Genomic DNA, 20385 nt, shown 5'->3' on the forward strand with positions numbered 1-20385 from the left:
TGAGAGGTCGATAATCGAACTAATCAATTATCTCCTACTCGATTTTCAAATGTTTGAAGAAACTAAAAAGGGCTTTGACTGGTTTAGCCTAATTGTTGGAATCTTATTTATCATTGCCGGAATTGCATCATTCACGCGGCCAGATAAAACCCTTCACTTCTTAGCCATTGTTGCCGGAATTGCTTTTATTTTCCGCGGAATTTATGAATTATGGTTCCGTCAACGAATCGGTCGAATCTTAGGAGAATCCTCAGGTTGGTTAATTTTTTCTGCAATTTTAGATATCATTTTAGGAATTATTTTTCTTTTCCAACCAAGCTTTGGGGTACTCTTCATTGCTATCATCTTCGCTATCTGGTTTATCCTTGATTCTATCACTGAGTTGATCAGTGCGAAGTTTTTCAAGGAATTTTATCGCGGATACTACTGGTTCATTGTAATTCTAGCAATTTTGAGTTTGGTATTAGGAGTTATTCTTTTATTTAGCCCATTACTTTCCGCTATTACAGTGGTATGGTTAGTTTCAACATTCTTGATTGTGTTCGGAATCATGAAACTTATTCAAGCATTTTAAATGGAAAATGAAGATTTGCTGAAAATAGAAAAAAGCTTGTTTAGTGATACCTCAAAGTATCGTGATATTATCAACACCCCTCGGCATGTTTCTCAAGCTCATACGCCAATGACCACCGAAGATCGCGCTGCTCAGTTTTCTCCTTTTGCGGCCTTGACCGGCTACCATCAATTATTAGCAAAGGTAGGGGAAAAGTATGGTCATAAGACTTATCCCACAGCTGAGATGAGGCATCGAATTAGAGTCCAACTTGCCATGATTGAACGGGGCCGATCACATCCGTTAATAAAAGTTGAATTCTTTAATGGTAAGACAGGTTTTTATGAAGAATACACGGGAAAATTAAAACGAATTGATTACCATGCTCATCACCTAATATTTGATGACGGAACAAGGCTTATAATTCAAAATATTCGTAAAATTAAAAGAGATCAGTTTTGCTGAATGATGGGGCGAACATATATGGCAATCGATTTAAAATCATTCTATGCCTCGGTCGAATGTACTGAGTGTGGGCTAGATCCCTTAAACGCTAACCTCGTAGTTGCCGATGAATCGCGAACTAGTAAGACTATTTGTCTCGCCGTTTCACCAGCTTTGAAAAATTTTGGTGTTTCTGGTCGCCCGCGATTGTATGAGGTGGAACAACGAGTAGCATACTTGAATAATCGTCGTGCCAAAGAAATGTCTCACCAGCGATTATCACCAGTTGTTTCAATTTACCGGGATGAACTATTAAAATCACCGGAACTTAAAATTGGTTATAGGATTGCGCGCCCACGAATGAATTTTTATCTTGAAAAAAGTGCCGCCATCTATGAAATTTATTTACGCTATTTACCACCAGAAAAGATCCACGTTTATTCTATTGATGAGGTAATGATGGATATTACTGATTATCTTAATAAGTACCATGTTAGCGCCCGTTCTTTAGCTAAGGAAATCATCCAAACAATTAAAGCAGAGACACAAATTACTGCAACTGCAGGAATTGGGACCAATCTTTTCTTAGCGAAAGTAGCGATGGATATAGTAGCTAAACGGATTCCAGGGGATGAAGACGGGGTCCGGATTGCACAGATGAATGAACATACTTTTCGCCGTTGCCTTTGGGCGCACCAGCCACTAACAGACTTTTGGCGAATTGGTCCTGGGTATGCGCGACGACTAAAAAAGCTAGGTCTTCATACAATGGGAGATATTGCTCGTTGTTCTTTGGGAAAGTTATCTGATCCAATGAATGAAGAAGTATTATACCGCGAATTTGGAAAAAATGCGGAAATCATTATTGACCATGCGTGGGGATATGAGTCAGCCACCATTAAAGATATCAAAAATTATCATTCATCAGATCATGGGGTGTATTCTGGGCAGGTGTTGCCTCGACCTTATAACTTTACAGAAACCCGGTTAGTGATTCAAGAGATGGTTAATTCATTAGCTCTCCAGTTAACCAAGCAAAACTTAGTAACTGATCAAGTAGCTTTAAGGGTCGCCTATGATGTTTCTAATATATCGGAGGATTACCAAGGACCATTAGTGACAGACTTCTATGGACGCCAGGCGCCAAAGCCAATGCATGGAAAAGCTAATCTTTCCTTACCGACTTCATCTGGTACAGAATTGATGGAGGCATTTATGAAGTTATGTGATTCTGGCCTTGACCGGCGATTGACAGCTCGTAAAATTACGGTAATAGCGAACCACCTTCTCTCACCACGGCTTGCCAGATTGGCGAATTATAATGAGCAGTTAGATTTATTTACGGACTCAACGAAAAAACATAAGAATCGTTCCAAAGTTCAAGAAAAGGATCAAAAACTACAAAGACTTGTCCTTGATTTGCAAAATGAGTACGGTAAAAATGCCATTATTCGAGCGGCGGATTTGAAAAAAGGTGCTACTCTTTTGGAAAGAAATAATCAGATTGGAGGGCACCAAGCATAAATGGCTAATGAATTACAAAACCGTAATAATTTATTCGATAGTTTGATGAACATGCGTAACTGGATGAACGATGATTTCTTCTCTAACCTAACTCCGGTTGCTGATCACATGAAGACAGATATTACACAAGATGACAAAAATTATACCGTAAAGATTGACATGCCTGGATTTGATAAGAAGGATATTCACATTAATTATGCCAATGATATTTTGACAGTTACTGGTCATCGGGATACCTTTGATGATGATGGTGATAAGGATGGCAATGTTCTGCATTCTGAACGTCGGTATGGCCAAATGAGTCGGCAATATCGTTTGCCAGATGTAAATAAGAAGGATATCAAAGCTCAATACAAGAATGGTGTTTTGACAATTACTCTTCCTAAGAAGGATGAGACTGATGACGATGAAAATCATATTGATATTGAATAAATGAAAAAAGTCACAATCAATAATGTTTCAATGCCTGCAATTGGAATCGGAACATGGAATATGGGAAATTCTCTCGTCAATCGGTCCACAGAAATTAAAGCCATTCAAACTGCAATTGACGCTGGCGCACAAGCTATTGATACTGCGGAAATGTATGGCGATGGTCGTTCTGAAGCACTTGTCGCTGAGGCCATCAAACCATATAGTCGGGAAAAGCTATTCTTAATTGATAAAGTTCTTCCTTCAAATGCCAGCAAGACAAAACTTGAGCATAGTTTAGACCAAAGTTTAGCTGCCGTAGGAACAGACTATTTTGACCTTTACCTTTTACACTGGCGGGGTGGGACTCCGTTAGCAGAAACAGTCAACGAATTAGAGAGAGTTAAAAAGGCAGGAAAGATTAAAGCATGGGGAGTCTCAAACTTCGATGTCAGTGATCTTGAAGAATTATGGCGCCTTAAAAATGGCACTGATTGCGTTGCCAACGAAGATCTCTATAATCTCGATAGTCGCGGAATTGAATTTGACCTCCTTCCCTTAATGAAACAGCATCAGCTTCCATTAATAGCCTACTCTCCCCTTGCACAGGGTGACAGTCTATCTGGAAAGTTAACCGAGAATCCGCTACTAAAAGAAATTGCCGCAAACCACCATGTGACCGTTAGTCAGATCATGCTTGCATGGGTCTTAAGAATTGGAAATGTCCTTGCTATTCCAAAGAGCAGCAGCCCAAAACATGCTGAAGAAAATGTTGCAGCTGGTAACATTGAACTAAGTGATGATGAGTTACTTGCTTTACAAAAAGAGTTCCCATCACCAAATAAAAAAGTACCCCTCGCAGTAATTTAAATGATTGAAAAAGATTTATCTGTAGACTTTTTAGGCGTTCATTTTGAAAATCCATTTTGCTTGTCGTCCTCACCTGTTGGGAACTGTTACGAAATGTGTAAGAATGCATATGACGCTGGTTGGGGCGGTATCGTATATAAGACTTTATCACCAACACACTTTAAGATTGATGAAGTTTCTCCTCGGTTCGACGAATTAGCCAAGGAAGACATGCATTTTGTTGCCTTTAAGAATATGGAACAATTATCAGAACACCCCTTGGAGCAGGACTTGGCTGATATGCGACGGTTAAAAGAGGAATATCCCAATAAAGTCTTGATTGCTTCAATTATGGGTGAGACATTGGAAGATTGGACCAACCTGGCTAAGTTAGTAACTGAGGCAGGGGCTGATATGATTGAATTAAACTTCTCTTGTCCACAGATGACTTCTCATACCATGGGTTCAGATGTGGGAACTAATCCAGAATTATGTAAGAAGAATTGTGAAGCCGTTAAACGCGGGACTAGCCTTCCAGTTCTTGCGAAGATGACACCAAATATTACGACGATGGTTCCGATTGTTAAGGCATGTCTAGAAGGAGGGGCAGATGGCTTCTCCGCAATCAATACTGTTAAATCAATTGTTGATGTTGATCTGAAGAAGAAAGTTGGTTTACCAAATATTGATGGTAAATCTTCTGTTTCTGGATTATCTGGGAAAGCTGTTAAGCCAATTGCTTTACGTTTCTTACAACAATTACGGTCAGCAGCCGGCCTTGAACAACTACCGATTTCTGGAATTGGGGGAATTGAAACCTGGGAAGATGCTGCTGAATTTATTCTTTTGGGTGCCACTACTCTCCAAGTTACAACTGCGATCATGGAATATGGTTATCGGATCATTGATGACCTTACTAATGGTTTAATGCATTACATGGAAGAACAGCATGTAGACCACCTTCAAGATCTTGTCGGCTTAGCTAATAAGAATATTATTCCTACTAATCAGCTTGACCGAAATTACAAGGTTTACCCTAAGATTGATTGGGATAAGTGTATCGGTTGTGGACGTTGCTTTATCTCATGTCAAGATGGTGCTCACCAAGCATTAACTTGGGATGATGAAAAACGGCAACCAGTTTTTGATAAGAGTAAGTGTGTCGGTTGTCAACTGTGTGCACTTGTTTGTCCTGTGGGGGCTATTAAGTTAGGCCTTGTTGAGATTAAGCCGGGCCACAAAGGTAATCCAGCAGAAATCGATGTAGGATCTCAACGTCTTCATCGCTATCACCCGGTAAAGGCTAATCAAGAAAATTAAATGACTTCAAAGTATGAAACAGAGTCGAAAGGTTACACGATGACAACCGTAATGCAGGAAGCTGCACGATGTTTATTATGTCATGATGCACCATGTTCACAAGCTTGCCCAGCACATACTAATCCAGCAAAATTTATTCGAAGTGTTCTTTTTCGTAATGTCAAAGGGGCAGCTGAAACGATTCGGGAAAACAATGCGTTAGGATCAATCTGTGCGCGTGTTTGTCCAACTGAACGTTACTGTGAAAAAGCATGTACCCGGGCTAAAATCGACGGACCAATTGATATCGGTGGGATTCAACGGTATGTCACTGATATGGAGCGAAAGATGAATATGAAGATTCTTAAAACTGGTAAGCCAAACGGGATGAGTATTGCCATCATTGGTAGTGGCCCATCAGGTTTACAGGCAGCCACGACTCTTCGTGAAAAGGGCTATGCAGTTGATATCTATGAAAAAGCTGCTAAGGCTGGCGGTTACTTGACCTACGGCATTCCTGAATATCGGTTGCCGGAAGAAATTGTGGATTATGAAGTTCAACGAATTGTCGACCTTGGTGCGCACATTATCTATAACACAACTGTCGGAAAAGATATTTCAATGGATGACCTTAAAGCTCGTTACAATGCAGTAATTGTTGCTATTGGGACAAGTGAAGCAAAGATGCTTCCAATGTTTGAACACAATATCTGTACTGAATCAGCAATCTCATTCCTAGCCCGGGCAAAAGAAAGTAAGGGTAATTTAGAAGATCTTCCGCAAAATGTCCTTGTTATTGGTGGTGGGGATGTTGTAACAACCTTAAAGAAGCTTAATGTTCCTTATGTTACCGATGTTGTTTATGAGCAGTTTGATGAATTCAAAGCTTCTAAAAAGGAACTTGCCGGTGCTCAAGAAGCTGGTGTAACAATTGTTGATGGTTACGTTCCAAAAGAAGTTCATCAGAATCGTGCTACCTTTACTCACCGGAAGATTAAGAGTGAATTAACTATTACTGCTGATAAGATTATTTTAGCAGTTGGTCAAAAAGCGAATGCAGAAGGACTAGACATTGACTTACAGCATAATGAAATTCCATTCCGTGAACCACGATTCCGGACAAAAGATCCCAAAGTTTTTGCGACTGGTGATATTGTTGCCGGAGATAAAACCGTTGTGGTAGCAGTACAGAAAGGAAAAGAAGTAGCAGAAGAAATAGACCGGTTGTTAGGAGGACAAGAAAATGATTGAATGAAATTTATTTCTTGGAGTGTTAATGGCTTGAAGTCAGCCATTAATCATGGATTTGTCGAAGATTTTAAACGCCATGATGCTGACTTCTTCTGTCTACAACGTACACGATTGGATAAAGGCGAAGAACCGCTTCAAATTCCTGATTATTACCAATACTGGAATTATGCAGAAAAGAAGGGTTATTCTGGTACCGCCATTTTCACTAAATATAAGCCAGAAAACGTTATATACGGAATGAATAATTCAATTTTTGATAAAGAAGGGCGACTAATCACGCTCGAATATCCAAACTTCTATTTGATTGATGTATACGTCCCAGTTTCAGGTGAAAAGCTGCAACATCTTGATTATCGTCTCGACTGGGATCGCGCTTTCCTTGATTATGTTACTAATTTGCAAAGTAGTAAGCCAGTAATCATTGGCGGTGATATGAGCGTTGCCTATCAACCAATTGGCCTAGCAGAGCCAACAGAAGATCATCATCAAGCCGGCTTTACAAAACAAGAACGAGCTGATTTTGGTAAATTACTTAATGCTGGCTTGACGGATACTTTCCGTTATCTCCACCCTAATTTGCATGGTGCATATACCTGGTGGAGTTATCGTTATGACGCACGGGAACGAAATGTAGGTTGGCGTCTCGATTACTTCTTAGTTTCTGATGTATGGAAAGAACGAATTGAAGAAGCCAAGATTCTTTCAGATGTCAAAGGTTCAAGTCACTGTCCAATTGAACTTGTTGCTAATGTTGAAGTATAAATGAAGTTATCTAAGAAAGTAGCCAAGATTACAGCAGCGATTACTGGTGCAGTTGCATTAGGAACAGTAGCTACTGCAACGACTGCAAACGCCGACAGTATTTACACGGTGCAAGCAGGTGACACCCTTTCTGGGATTTCTTACAAATTAGGTCACGATCTAACTTTTGTAGATACATTAGCAAACAACAATAATATTGCTGATAAGAACTTGATTTACGTTGGTCAACAATTAGTGATCAAGGATGATGGTGAAGTTGCACCAGCTACTCAAGAAGAAGTTGCTACTTTACCAGCCGCAAATGTTGCACCACAAGCTACACCTGCTGAAAATCAAGCGCAACAAAACCAACAAGTACAATCAAACCAAGAAGCACCAGTTGCTCAACAACAAGTACAAACTCCACAAACACAAAATGTACAACAATCTAGTGCTCAAGCATCAACTGGCTATAACTCAAATGTAGCTGGAAATGATGCTGCTGCTAAGGCTTGGATCGCAGCTCGCGAATCAGGTGGTAGCTACAGTGCACGGAATGGTCAATATATTGGTAAGTACCAATTGTCAGCATCATACTTAAATGGTGACTACTCAGAAGCTAACCAAGAACGAGTAGCTGATCAATACGTAGCTAGCCGTTACGGTTCATGGAGTGCTGCTCAATCATTCTGGCAATCACACGGTTGGTACTAAATGTCAAAAGAGAGTAAGATTATTGATACAAAATCATTATATGTAAATCCTGACCGCGGTGTTGCAACGTTAAACTATAGTCAAAATTACTTTACTGATATTACTTCATTAATTAATAGTGATGAAGTAAAGGAAATTGTCCGTTTATATTTAGCTTCACGTAACCCTGATAATGATGATGATGCTTTTGATAATGCCACTGTTAACAAGTTTGTTGATATCTTAAAGAAAGTTCTTTTTGAGGATGATAGTGCATTTGATGAATATGACCCTAAAGATATTCTTGAGAGTGTTGAAGAATTATACTCATACTATCGTTCACTATTACGGGTATCGGTAATTAATCTTAGTGATAATAAGATTATCGGTAACGAGTTCCGGACTATTGATACCCAATTCAACGACTTAGTGCGTAAAGCATACCGGATCCTCGAAGAAAAGCTCCAAGGTTTTGAAAACCGGACTTATCGACAAGTTAATGCGGCAACTAACGCAACAATTTTAGTTCAACAACAAGATTGGAAAATTCCAGCTGGTTATGAAGAATTAAAGGATATTGATTTTATTAATACCGTGATGCTTCGTCCACCAATGATGATGCATACTAAGAGTAACAAACGGGAAGGGGTCTTTTCTGAAGTAAAAGATAACCCAATCGAACGTTTCCGTGGTGAACGTGGTAAGTGGTATTGTTACCCAGCAAAGATTGGTGAAAGTTTAGCCTTTATTTACTTCAATGTTGATTACTTGGTAAACGGAATCGCTCTTTCAAACTTATTTGAAATTGCATCCCCTGATGAGATTAAGGGGCAAAAACCTGATATGATTCTTCTTTTCGGTCTAAAAGAAACAGAAGGCATGGTTTCTCATTACTATCGTGACGAAAAGAATGATTTGTGGGTTGGTGAAGTACCTTACACAGATAAGACTACTTACTTTGGTTACATGAAGAAGATGTGCTTGACGCTCCATAACCTTCATCAAATTTACAATGGTCGCCTGCCAATTCACGGGTCCATGTTGAAGATTAAATTTACTAATGGTAAAGAAAAGAATGTTGTTTTCTTCGGTGATTCAGGTGCCGGAAAGTCAGAATCAATTGAAGCATTACAAGAATTAGCTGACGATAAGATTGTCAGCATGGAGACAATCTTTGATGACATGGGAAGCTTTACCCTTACTGATGGTGAACCAGGGGTATATGCTCAAGGAACAGAAACTGGTGCCTTTGTTCGTCTTGATGATTTGAGTAGTGCCGTGGCCTTCAATAACATGGACCGTGGTGTTTACCTTAATCCTGAACAGAAGAATGCCCGGGTTATTATTCCTGCTGATACTTACGAAAATGTAATCAAACATCACCATATTGATATGTGGCTATACGCTAACAATTACAGTGATGAAGTTGGTATTCATCGTTTTGATACAGAGGAAGAGGCCGAAAAAGTATTTATTGCTGGACAACGGAAGGCCCTTGGAACAACTGATGAAGTTGGAATGAGCAAGACATTCTTTGCTAACCCATTTGGCCCAGTTCAAGAACCAGAATTAACTAAGCCGATTATTGACAAGGTCTTTACAAAGCTATTTGACCAAGATGTATACGTTGGAGAAATCTTTACTCACCTTGGTAATGACAAGTCAAAGGATGCTTTGAAAGAATCAGCTCAAGAATTGCTTGATGTTTTGATGAATAATTAAATGAAGTTAACTAAAAACATCGCGAAAATCACTGCTGCCGTTGCAGGTGCTGTTGCCTTGGGAACATTCGCTACTGCAACTACTGCTAATGCTGATTCTGTTTACACGGTGCAAAGTGGTGATACCTTATCAAGTATTTCCTATAAGTTAGGCCATGACTTAACTTATGTTGACTCTTTAGCTTCAACTAATCAAATTGCCAATAAGAACTTAATTTATGTTGGTCAAAAGTTAGTAATTAAAGATGACGGTGAAGTAACCCAAGCAACTGCTCAACAAGCTGCTACTTTACCTGAAGCATCTCAAGCTCCAGCATCAGCTAGTGTTGAAAGTCAACAACCTAGCCAAGCTCCGGTGGTTGCTAGTCAGGCTCCTGTAGCAACAAGCCAAGTACAATCATCAGCTGCACCGGTTTCTGCTCCTGCTCAATCACAGGCTCCAGTACAATCAGTAGCTCCACAACAATCAACTGTTTCAGCTGCTGCACAACAAAGCTACAGTGCACCAGTACAAGCACAAGCTACTAGTTCAAACTACAGCTCAAATGTTAGTGGTAATGATGCGGCTGCTAAGGCTTGGATCGCAGCTCGTGAATCTGGTGGTAGCTACAGTGCTCGTAACGGTCAATACGTTGGTAAGTACCAATTATCAGCATCATACTTAAATGGTGACTACTCAGAAGCTAATCAAGAACGAGTAGCTGATCAATACGTAGCTAACCGTTACGGTTCATGGAGTGCTGCTCAATCATTCTGGCAATCACACGGTTGGTACTAAATGGCAAAAATTTGGAAGAAAGAGCCAGCATGGTTAGAGAAAAAACGTCAACTAGCAGTTATACTGCAATCACGGTTCCCAACTTTACCCGGTCAAGAAGAATGGGTAGATCCCTGGCAAAAGAAAACAACTGGTGTAAGCAGGGGTTGGCTTTCCTTACAGGAAGATAGCCTAACTGCGATGCCTCTTGAACAAGCGGTTAATGAATACTCAACACTATTACAAGAAAATTTAATGGAGAAGGCCATCTTTTGGCAGGATAACCAGTTAGCGGCCATGCATCTTGCAAATATTGACTGTGGACAGTTTATATATTTGTGTCCACAAATTACTCAGGAGCGTCCAATTGTCTTTAGTCCCCATCTTAACTCTGCAAACACCCATAATATTATTGTCATCAGTGCGGGGGCGAATGCGGTAATTGAAGAACGGATGGTTAATGATACGTTATTACCATCATATGAAGGGACGGAGATTTTAGTTGGAGCTAACGCGCACGTTACGTACCGGCAGGCAAATCGCTCAACTAGTAAAAATATCTATCGGACAATCCATGCATACCAAGCCCATGGTTCAACGCTGCAGTTTGAAGTAGCGAGTCAAGTTCAAACTAAAGCTACTGTCGATCTTTATAGTTTTCTGGATGGTCAAAATACTCAGTGGACCCCCACAATTGCTTTAAGAGGAACGCAGCAGTTAACCGCAATGGTTGATGGTTTTGGTAAGGAAACTTCTGCCACTCTTACCCAATATCGGGATTCAGAAATGGTCACTGGAGCACCTTTTAAAGTAAAAGCCGGCGAACCACTCCCAATTAGCGAAGATATCTATCCATTAAAAGAATTAGCTAGTAGTGAGCGTTGGCTAAAACAAATAATGACTGCTGAATAGATGGCAGAAACACGATTACCCCGCAATCCTAAGTCGCAAGAGTGGTTAGCAAAAGATCATTCATTACAATATATTGCAGACTATAAGCCCTTCAATTTTGTTGACGGGGAAGGGGTCCGGTGTAGTTTATATGTTAGTGGATGCCTTTTTAACTGCCCCGGATGCTATAACAAGGCGGCGCAGAATTTTCATTATGGACAGCCATATACCCAGGATTTAGAAGACCAGATTATCGAAGACCTTTCGCAGAGTTATGTTCAAGGATTGACTTTATTGGGTGGCGAACCATTCCTTAATACTCAGGTTTGTCTGAAGTTAGTTAAACGGGTTCGGAAAGAATTCGGTCACGAAAAGGATATTTGGTCTTGGTCTGGTTATACTTGGGAAGAATTAATGAAGGAGTCGAGCGATAAACTTGAACTTCTACACTACCTCGATATTCTAGTCGATGGTCGATTCTTGCTGGCTAAAAAGGATCTTACCCTTCAGTTTAGAGGGAGTTCTAACCAACGAATTATTGATGTTCCGCAATCTCTTCAAACGGGGAAAGTGGTTATTTGGGATAAGCTTGTTCATTAGATGAAAGTGCAAATAATTGATAAGAAGGATCTTCAAAGTTTAACAAGTGTTCAAGTAGTTAAACGTGATGGAACAGTAACACCATTCTATTCCTATAAGATTAACCTTGTTTTAAATGCGCTCAATGCTGATGAGCAAACTAGCCAAAGTGTTTATGTTACCTTATTGGATGCCTTGCTTAATCAAACAACTGTCACTACTAAAAAGATTGCCGATCTCTTTGTTCAAGGGCTGGTTAATGCTAATCATGAAGAATTGGCAAAAGTTTACCGTGATTATCGCCAACATGATGAAGAAGCATTTGCCGAAGCTACTAATCCCCAAAATAAGTTAGAGCAGCTTTTCGACCGAAACTCACGGATTGTTCACGAAAATGCTAATAAAGATAGCCATGTTTTTAATACTCAACGGGACCTTGAAGCCGGAGTCGTGAGCCGTGCATTGGGGTTACGGATGCTTCCTGGTATTGTAGCTAAGGCGCATCTTCGTGGTGATATTCACTGGCATGACCTTGACTATTCACCGGTAACACCTGAAACTAACTGTTGTTTAATTGACTTTGATGAGATGTTTAAGCATGGATTTAAGATTGGTAATGCTTGGGTTTCTTCACCACGCTCGATTCAAACAGCAACCGCGCAGATGTCGCAGATTATTGCTAACGTGGCGTCTCTGCAATATGGGGGATGTTCTGCTAATCGGATTGATCAATTATTAGAACCATATGCAAAGCTAAATTACGAAAAGCATATGAAGGATGCCGAAGAGTGGATAGTACCAGAGAAACGAGAAGAATTTGCTCGTGAAAAGACAAAAAAGGATATTTACGATGCAATGCAGGCTTTAGAATATGAGATTAATACCCTTTATTCTAGCCAAGGTCAAACTCCATTTACGACCATTAACTTTGGCTTAGGGACAAGCTGGATTGCCCGGGAGATCCAAAAAGCCATTTTGAAGATCCGGATTAAGGGTCTTGGTAAGGAACATCGTACAGCTATTTTTCCTAAATTAACTTTTACTATTAAACGAGGCTTAAATCTTGACCCTGAAGATCCTAATTATGATATCAAGCAACTAGCGCTTGAATGTTCAACAAAGCGGATGTATCCAGATCTTTTGATGTATGACAAGATTAAGGAACTAACGGGGAGCTTTAAGACACCAATGGGTTGCCGTTCGTTCTTACAGGGATGGACAGATCCAGAAACTGGTAAAGAAGTAAACTCGGGACGGATGAATTTAGGGGTAGTGACAGTCAACTTGCCACGGATTGCCTTGGAGGCTCATGGCAATAAGCAATTATTCTGGGAAATTTTTCAAGAGAAGATGAATATTTGTAAGATTGCCTTGGATTACCGGATTAAGCGTACTAAAGAAGCCAAGCCAGAAAATGCTCCCCTTCTTTATATGTATGGTGCATTTGGTAAACGGCTAAAGAAGACTGATAGTGTCGATGAAGTCTTTAAGAATAGTCGGGCGACCGTTTCACTAGGTTATATTGGTTTATATGAAGTATGTACGACTTTCTATGGGTCAAATTGGGAGCATAATAAAGAAGCACATGACTTTGCAATTGCAATTACTAAGGCAATGCATGATTTATGCGCTGAATGGGAAAAAGAAGAAGGATATCACTTTAGTCTTTATTCCACCCCTGCTGAATCGTTAACAGATACATTCTGCCAAGATGATTTGAAGAAGTTTGGTCGGGTTGAAGATGTAACGGATAAGGAATACTACACAAATAGTTTCCACTATGATGTTCGTAAACATCCGACACCATTTGAAAAGCTATCATTTGAAGAGGCTTTTCCTAAGTATGCGGCTGGTGGTTTTATTCATTATTGCGAATATCCCAACTTACGCCAAAATCCAAAAGCTTTAGAAGCAGTTTGGGACTGGGCATATGATCATGTCGGTTATCTGGGAACAAATACTTCAATTGATCAGTGCTTTAAGTGTGGCTTCAAAGGTGAATTTGAAGCAACTGCTCGCGGCTTTAAATGTCCGCAGTGTGGGAACCATGACCCAGCAACCTGTGACGTTGTTAAGCGGACATGTGGTTATCTTGGTAACCCTCAGCAGCGGCCAATGGTTCATGGACGGCATGAGGAAATTATTCACCGAGTTAAACATATGAATGCTGGAATGATCAAGAATGCAGCTGAATTTGAACAACAGCGGCAAATGGATAATAAGGCTCATGCTCATATTACTGGTGATCAAATTTAATAAATCCTAAATTTCAAGAATAAGTTAGCCACTGGACTCAAATAAATAATACTGACCAATTGATTATTGGTTGATGGAGCTGTGATATCTCTTGGTAGAAGGCCTTACGATAGATATCCATTGACGAATGTCAACCAATTAAGACCCTTTTTAGTAAATAACCAAAAATGCGAACTACAATTTTTGATTAAATCAAAAATCATAGTTCGCATTTTCTTAGTTAGAAGCTAGAAAATAATAGTTAATTCCCAGCCTCTTATGACCAAAATTAGCGTTAAAACTAAACTTAAAGCTGTTGAAGAATATGCCAACGGTAATGTTACTTTAGCATCAGTTAGGCATAAATACGGGATTGCTGAACATGATTTCCAAATTTGGGTGGGAATTTATGCAAGATTTGGTAAAGGACCATTACTCAATCCACCCAAAGTAACTGGGGATTTTCGGTTAAATCTGGTAAAGTGGAAACAAGAAAATTTGGCGTCAATTTCAGAAACTTGTATTCACTTTGGATATCGTTCCCCAGGTTCAGTGTATCAGTGGGAATGTCTCTATAACAAGCAAGGGCCACAGGCTTTACTGAGATTGCGTCGGGGAAGGAAACCTAAAAATGGTCAAACGACACGACAAGAATCAAGACAAGCTTCTTCAGCTCCAAAAACAGAACCAAACCTTACAAAGAGAAAACTTATTGTTAAAGATACAACTCGATGCCTCAAAAAAATTGACAGCCTTGAGAAAGCATCCAAAAAAGAACTCGCACAAGTAATTTATGACCTCAAGGCTAAATACTTATTAAAGGATTTGATCGATGCACTTCCCATTTCCATGTCAACCTATCAGTATTGGCAAAATCGGTTTGAACATCCGGATGAGGATGAAGAAGAACTTAAAGCCGTTATTAAAGGCCTCTTTAACTACTACCAAGCTGAATACGGCGTACGCCGTTTAAGCACTCAAATTCGAGACTACTATCGCTTAATTGGTAAAAAGACACCTAATCATAAGCGCATTCAGCGCTTAATGCATGAAATGGAACTTAAATGTATCAAATATAATCGGCAAGTCCGTAAGTATGATTCCTCTAAGGGACCAAATGGCAAGAAAGCTAAGAATAAGCTAAATCGGCGTTTTATGAGTAACCGTAAATATCAGAAAATGGTTTGTAACATTACAGAATTAAAGGCTCATGATGGGCGAAAAGTGTACTTAGAAATTATTAAGGACTTGGCAACTAACCAGATTCTCACTTGGTCAATCAGTCAACATCCAAATCTTCAATTCGCATTAGATCCACTCCAGCAATTACTTAAGCAGTTACCTCATACAGGATACCAATTAACTTTACATACTGATCAAGGCTGGCACTATCAACATCGTGCTTGGCGCAAACTACTTCGTCAGGGAAACATTAGGCAAAGCATGTCGCATCGAGCAACCTGTCTGGATAACGCTGCCTGTGAAACAGTCTTTAGTAAACTGAAAGCAGAAATTGGTCCTGATACCAGTTATCGCAATCAAGAAGAATTAAGCCAAGCAATTAATGAATGGATTCACTTTTACAACGAACGCCGTATTCAGACAAAACTAGGCAACCAAACTCCACTTCAATATGAGCAGAATCTAGTTGCCTAGTTGAACAATAAAGATAATAATCAAAATAACAATAAGCGGCGACCTACGCGGGTTGAGCTTTATGACACTCCTAAGCCAGGAGAAGAAAAGAAAAAACGTTCTTTCTTTAATCGTAAACCTAAACAGACTACCCCTAACCATAAACATAAGACAGCATCCCCTAACAAGAAAAAGAATCCATATGGAATTTCACGTCGGATGTTCAAGGTCATTTTAGGCTGTCTATTAGTTGTCTTAATTGCAACCATTGTTATTTTCTTAGTTAAACAACAGGACCCTGTTAATGTTGATAGCAATGACACTACTGTCTCCACAAGCACTTCATCACGCAAGAAGCATAAAAAGAGCAGCAGTAGCAGTCATAAGCATCGTTCAAGTTCCAATGACAGTGATGACAATGATACTCAAGATACTTATAGTATTTCAACTCCTAGTCGTTCGAATAACACGCCTCAATCAAGTCATCCAACTAACCAACAACCAGCTACTAACTCTTCCTCAACTCCGCAACAAAACCAACCATCGCAGGAAGAACACCATGATCAAGGCAACAGCCAACAACAATCTACTTCACAACCAGCAAGCAACAATTCTGGGTCACAGCCTAATCAAAGTTCGCAAAGTACTAGCTCCCAGTCAAACCCGCAACCTGCTTCATCTCAAAATAATCAACATTAAATGGCTCAGGTTGCTGTTATGTCCCCAGATGGATCAGTTAAGAAGATCGATCGGGATTCACAAGAAGGTTTAGAAGCATTACGTAAGCTTTCTGCATTAATGTTAAAGGCTGCACTAAAACAAGAATTTAAAGGTATCCGACTTGGTGAAGCTGTCGCTGACGAAGATGGTTTCCACGTTGATTCTGATAAAGATAATCAACAAGTTTCTGCTGACGAATTACCAGCTCTTGAAGACGTAATCAAGGGAATGGCAAAGAACGATGTTAAGGTAGAATTTGTTGAAGTACCTGTAGAGGAAGCACTTGCCGAAGTAAAAGATGATCGTTTCTCAACTGAATTGATCAATGAAAATGCTAAAGACGGCAAAGTAGCAATGTACCAACTTGGTGATGTCAAAGCTGTTGCAGATGATGACATTCTTTTATATGGTAACGTTGTTAAAAACTTACGCCTTCTTTCTGTTGCTGGTGCTTACTGGAAAGGTATGTCTTCAAATCCAATGCTTCAACGGATTTACGGAACTGTCTTCTACAAGAAGGACGCATTAGAAGAAGACTTAAAGAAACGTCAAGAAGCTAAGGAACGTGACCACCGTGTTATCGGTAACCAACTTGACCTCTTCTTTGTTGATCCTAAAGTTGGTGCCGGTTTACCATACTGGTTACCAAAAGGTGCTACTATTCGCCGGACCATCGAACGTTACATTATTGACCGGGAAGTTGCCGATGGTTACCAACACGTTTATACTCCAGTCCTGATGAATCTTGATGCATACAAGACTTCTGGTCACTGGGAGCACTACCGCGATGATATGTTCCCACCAATGGACATGGGTGATGGCGAAATGCTTGAATTACGGCCAATGAACTGCCCAAGCCATATTCAAGTTTACAAGCACCATATTCGTTCATACCGTGATCTCCCATTACGAATTGCTGAGCTTGGTATGATGCACCGTTATGAAAAATCAGGTGCTCTTTCTGGTCTTCAACGGGTTCGTGAAATGACTTTGAACGATGGCCACACTTTCGTTACCCTTGACCAAATTCGTTCTGAATTCGCAAAGATTTTGAAGTTGATCATGAGCGTTTACGAAGACTTTGATATTACTGACTACAGCTTCCGTCTTTCTCTTCGTGACCCTAAGAACGTTAAGAAGTACTATGCTAATGACGAAATGTGGGAAAAATCCCAATCAATGTTGAAATCAGCAATGGACGATCTTAACCTTGATTATTATGAAGCTGAAGGTGAAGCTGCCTTCTATGGTCCAAAACTTGATATTCAAACTAAGACTGCTCTTGGGAATGACGAAACAATGTCAACTATTCAACTTGACTTTATGCTTCCAGAACGATTCGGACTTTCCTACGTTGGTCAAGACGGTAAAGAACATCAACCAGTTATGATTCACCGTGGTGTTGTTGGAACAATGGAACGGTTCATGGCTTACTTAACAGAAATTTACAAGGGTGCATTCCCAACTTGGTTAGCCCCAGAACAAGTCCACATTATCCCTGTTAACGAAGAAGCCCATGGTGAATACGCAGATAACCTCGCTAAGAAGATGAAGGCTGCTAACATTCGGGTTAATGTTGACCACCGAAATGAAAAGATGGGCTACAAGATTCGTGAAGCTCAAACACAAAAGGTTCCATACACTCTTGTTGTTGGAGACGATGAAAAGAATAACAATGGTGTATCTGTTCGTAAGTACGGTGAAAAGGAACAAAATGAAATGAGTCAAGAAGCATTTATGAATGAAATTCTTGAAGATATTGCTTCTTACTCCCGTGAAAAGTAAATGTCTACTATGAACGATTTATTTAAAGCAATGGGTAAAGCTACTGAAGAACATCATGCTAGCGGTCTTTTATTTGAAGCTAAAACTGATACACCTGCTGGTATTGGTCAAGGTATCCTTAACGTTCGCAAGTAAGTGAAGTTTACGAGACAACAATGGCAACGGATTTTTTATGATTGGGCAAATTCTGGTTATGGAATTTTAGTTGTGACCGCTGTTTTACCAGTCTATTTCAAAGCAGTAACTGATCATGCCGGTGTTAGTGCAGCAAACTCGACAGCACTGTGGGGGTATGCTAATAGTTTTGGTACGCTTGTTATTTCATTATTAGCGCCTTTATTAGGGGCATTGGCTGATTACCCGTATGCAAAGAAGCGCTGGCTAAATCTTTTTACCTGGTTGGAAATTATACTGACAATCGGGCTTGCCCTTGTTCCAACTAAATACTGGCAACTACTTTTAATCGTTTATATTGGGTCAATTATTGGTTACTCAGGAGGAAATCTATTTTATGACAGTTTTTTAACAGATGTGGCCGATAATAGGCAAATGGATCGTGTTTCATCGACTGGCTATGGAATGGGATATTTAGGAGGAGTAGTCGTCTTTATTATCTTTTTAGTAGCAGAACTAAGTAAGGGCTTTAGCAGTCTCTTAAGCAGTTATGGAGTAGCCCGATTTAGTTTTATTCTGGCTGCAGTTTGGTGGATTATTTTTGCGTGGCCGTTATTAAAAAATGGTCATCAACGTTATAGCGTCAGCAGTGTCGCAAATCCTTTTGTCGATAGTTTGCGTCGTCTGAGAAGAACTATGCATCATATTAATCAATATAAGCAGTTGACATGGTTTTTAGTTGCTTACTTCTTCTATATTGACGGTGTCGATGCAATCTTTACGATGGCAACGGTTATTGGTAAAGACTTAGGAATTCAAACAACGATGCTGATGGTCGTTCTGTTAGTAGTTCAGTTAATTGCTGTTCCATTTTCAATTTTATATGGTTGGCTTGCTAATAGATTTTCTACGAGACGAATTATTATGCTGGGCATTATCGTTTATTTCTTTATTTGTCTTTATGCTTTATGGTTAGAAACTTTGACTGATTTTTGGATTTTAGCTATTTTAGTTGGGACAAGCCAAGGCGGACTTCAAGCACTTAGTAGATCATACTTCGGCCGCCTTGTTCCTAAAAATGCCAGTAGCGAATTTTTTGGTTTCTATAATATCCTTGGGAAGTTTTCCGCCATTCTTGGCCCCTTTATTGTTGGAATCGTTACTCAATGGACTGGTAAATCGACGGTCGGCGCAGCTTCATTAAGTGTTCTGTTTGCTCTGGGGTTAGTTATGTTTATATTTGCTTTGGCTATTAAGGATAAATAAGTGATTTTAGGAGATCACTATCAAATTAATGTTGATAAGATGATTCATTTAAATATGTTATTTGCGCAACAAGGACTTCTTCACCCTCTTGGAAAGAAAAGCACTTATCGAAATAACTGGCAAGTCACTGCTAAAACTTGCGATGGAGAAACTTATATTTACACTCGTGGTGCCGTGGATCGAGGAAAAATTAAGCAAATGATTGCTGGTGTTGAAGGGGTTGAGCGAATCCATGATAACGCAGCGGCGATCAAACGGGAGGCAGATCCTAAGTGCACATTCCTCGTCGAAGCCAAACCAGGATACTATTTCACCGATGAGGTAAACAGACCAGCGATTGTCGAAAAAGTTGATCCAGAATCAATTGGAACTCACGATCGCTATCATGGCGTTCATGGTTACGGGCCAACACAAGCAAATTACTTCACTACCGCTATTTTTGCTGGTCTCCGAATCAAAAGTGGTGCGACTGTTGAACATGCTCGCTTGGTTGACGAAGGACCGACATTTGCTAAATTATTAGGATTACATTATCCGACTTCAACTGCCGGACAAGCAATTGATGCAATCTTTAAAGACTGAATGCCCCTCTATGATGTTGCAAAAGAAAAGGGCTTAACAACTGCTGCATTTTTGTGGCCTGTGACTGCTGGCAGTAAGATTGATTATAACCTTGCAGAAATCTTTCCTAATCGAATTTGGACAAATCAAGTACTGGTTTCGTTAAAGGCAAGTAGTCCGTTATTTCTATATGGAATGAATAAAAAATACGGTAAATTACGTCACGGGATTAAGCAGCCGTGGCTTGACGATTTTGTAACAGCCTGTGCGGTTGATACAATAAAAAATAAAAAGCCGGACTTAACATTGATTCACTTAGTTGATATGGATAGTATGCGTCACCGTTATGGGGTTTG

General features: G+C 39.9%; 19 protein-coding genes and 2 pseudogenes. All 21 read left to right on the forward strand.

Features of this window, described 5'->3' with window-relative positions; genetic code table 11:
• The first annotated feature begins 49 nt into the window (after positions 1-49).
• Complete coding sequence (locus HHK02_RS10140; RefSeq protein ID WP_003670787.1) at positions 50-574, forward strand: HdeD family acid-resistance protein; 525 nt, start codon at positions 50-52, stop codon at positions 572-574.
• On the forward strand, positions 575-1018 hold the full coding sequence (locus tag HHK02_RS10145; protein WP_003670786.1) for a hypothetical protein: 444 nt from the start codon (positions 575-577) through the stop codon (positions 1016-1018).
• Positions 1019-2521: a Y-family DNA polymerase gene (locus tag HHK02_RS10150; protein WP_181462378.1), complete on the forward strand. Its 1503-nt coding sequence runs from the start codon at positions 1019-1021 to the stop codon at positions 2519-2521.
• On the forward strand, positions 2522-2953 hold the full coding sequence (locus HHK02_RS10155) for an Hsp20/alpha crystallin family protein (protein ID WP_107690412.1): 432 nt from the start codon (positions 2522-2524) through the stop codon (positions 2951-2953).
• Complete coding sequence (locus HHK02_RS10160; protein ID WP_152703994.1) at positions 2954-3802, forward strand: aldo/keto reductase; 849 nt, start codon at positions 2954-2956, stop codon at positions 3800-3802.
• Positions 3803-5101, forward strand: a complete 1299-nt coding sequence (gene preA, locus HHK02_RS10165) for an NAD-dependent dihydropyrimidine dehydrogenase subunit PreA (protein ID WP_181462379.1) — start codon at positions 3803-3805, stop codon at positions 5099-5101.
• The gene (locus HHK02_RS10170) at positions 5102-6331 is read left to right on the forward strand and encodes an FAD-dependent oxidoreductase (RefSeq protein WP_181462380.1); all 1230 of its coding nucleotides are present in this window, start codon (positions 5102-5104) and stop codon (positions 6329-6331) included.
• The gene (locus HHK02_RS10175; protein WP_181462381.1) at positions 6332-7093 is read left to right on the forward strand and encodes an exodeoxyribonuclease III; all 762 of its coding nucleotides are present in this window, start codon (positions 6332-6334) and stop codon (positions 7091-7093) included.
• Positions 7094-7786, forward strand: coding sequence for an aggregation-promoting factor (gene apf, locus HHK02_RS10180; RefSeq protein WP_078009468.1), 693 nt, complete (start codon positions 7094-7096; stop codon positions 7784-7786).
• The gene (locus HHK02_RS10185) at positions 7787-9487 is read left to right on the forward strand and encodes a phosphoenolpyruvate carboxykinase (ATP) (RefSeq protein WP_152697792.1); all 1701 of its coding nucleotides are present in this window, start codon (positions 7787-7789) and stop codon (positions 9485-9487) included.
• Positions 9488-10264 (forward strand): aggregation-promoting factor, encoded by a 777-nt coding sequence (gene apf / locus HHK02_RS10190; protein WP_152739028.1) that lies wholly within the window; start codon positions 9488-9490, stop codon positions 10262-10264.
• Positions 10265-11155 (forward strand): SufD family Fe-S cluster assembly protein, encoded by an 891-nt coding sequence (locus tag HHK02_RS10195; RefSeq protein ID WP_181462382.1) that lies wholly within the window; start codon positions 10265-10267, stop codon positions 11153-11155.
• Positions 11156-11734: an anaerobic ribonucleoside-triphosphate reductase activating protein gene (gene nrdG / locus HHK02_RS10200; protein ID WP_003670774.1), complete on the forward strand. Its 579-nt coding sequence runs from the start codon at positions 11156-11158 to the stop codon at positions 11732-11734. It begins immediately after the preceding gene.
• Entirely contained in the window at positions 11735-13969 is a 2235-nt protein-coding gene (gene nrdD, locus HHK02_RS10205) for an anaerobic ribonucleoside-triphosphate reductase (protein WP_003670772.1), read from the forward strand. It begins immediately after the preceding gene.
• Between the two features lie 258 nt (positions 13970-14227).
• Positions 14228-15604, forward strand: coding sequence for an IS3 family transposase (locus tag HHK02_RS10210; RefSeq protein ID WP_181462383.1), 1377 nt, complete (start codon positions 14228-14230; stop codon positions 15602-15604).
• On the forward strand, positions 15605-16282 hold the full coding sequence (locus tag HHK02_RS10215) for a hypothetical protein (RefSeq protein ID WP_085678437.1): 678 nt from the start codon (positions 15605-15607) through the stop codon (positions 16280-16282).
• Positions 16283-18088, forward strand: a complete 1806-nt coding sequence (gene thrS, locus HHK02_RS10220) for a threonine--tRNA ligase (RefSeq protein ID WP_003665090.1) — start codon at positions 16283-16285, stop codon at positions 18086-18088.
• Positions 18089-18223 (forward strand): hypothetical protein, encoded by a 135-nt coding sequence (locus HHK02_RS12930; protein WP_263851716.1) that lies wholly within the window; start codon positions 18089-18091, stop codon positions 18221-18223.
• A complete protein-coding gene (locus HHK02_RS10225; RefSeq protein ID WP_181462384.1) occupies positions 18224-19468 on the forward strand; it encodes an MFS transporter in 1245 nt (414 codons plus the stop codon).
• A pseudogene (locus HHK02_RS10230) lies at positions 19469-20050 on the forward strand (alkaline phosphatase family protein); the annotation flags it as partial.
• Positions 20051-20383, forward strand: a pseudogene (locus tag HHK02_RS10235) (alkaline phosphatase family protein); the annotation flags it as partial.
• Positions 20384-20385 lie beyond the last annotated feature (2 nt).

The sequence above is a fragment of the Limosilactobacillus reuteri genome (genome assembly GCF_013694365.1).
Classification (GTDB): Bacteria; Bacillota; Bacilli; order Lactobacillales; family Lactobacillaceae; genus Limosilactobacillus; species Limosilactobacillus reuteri_E.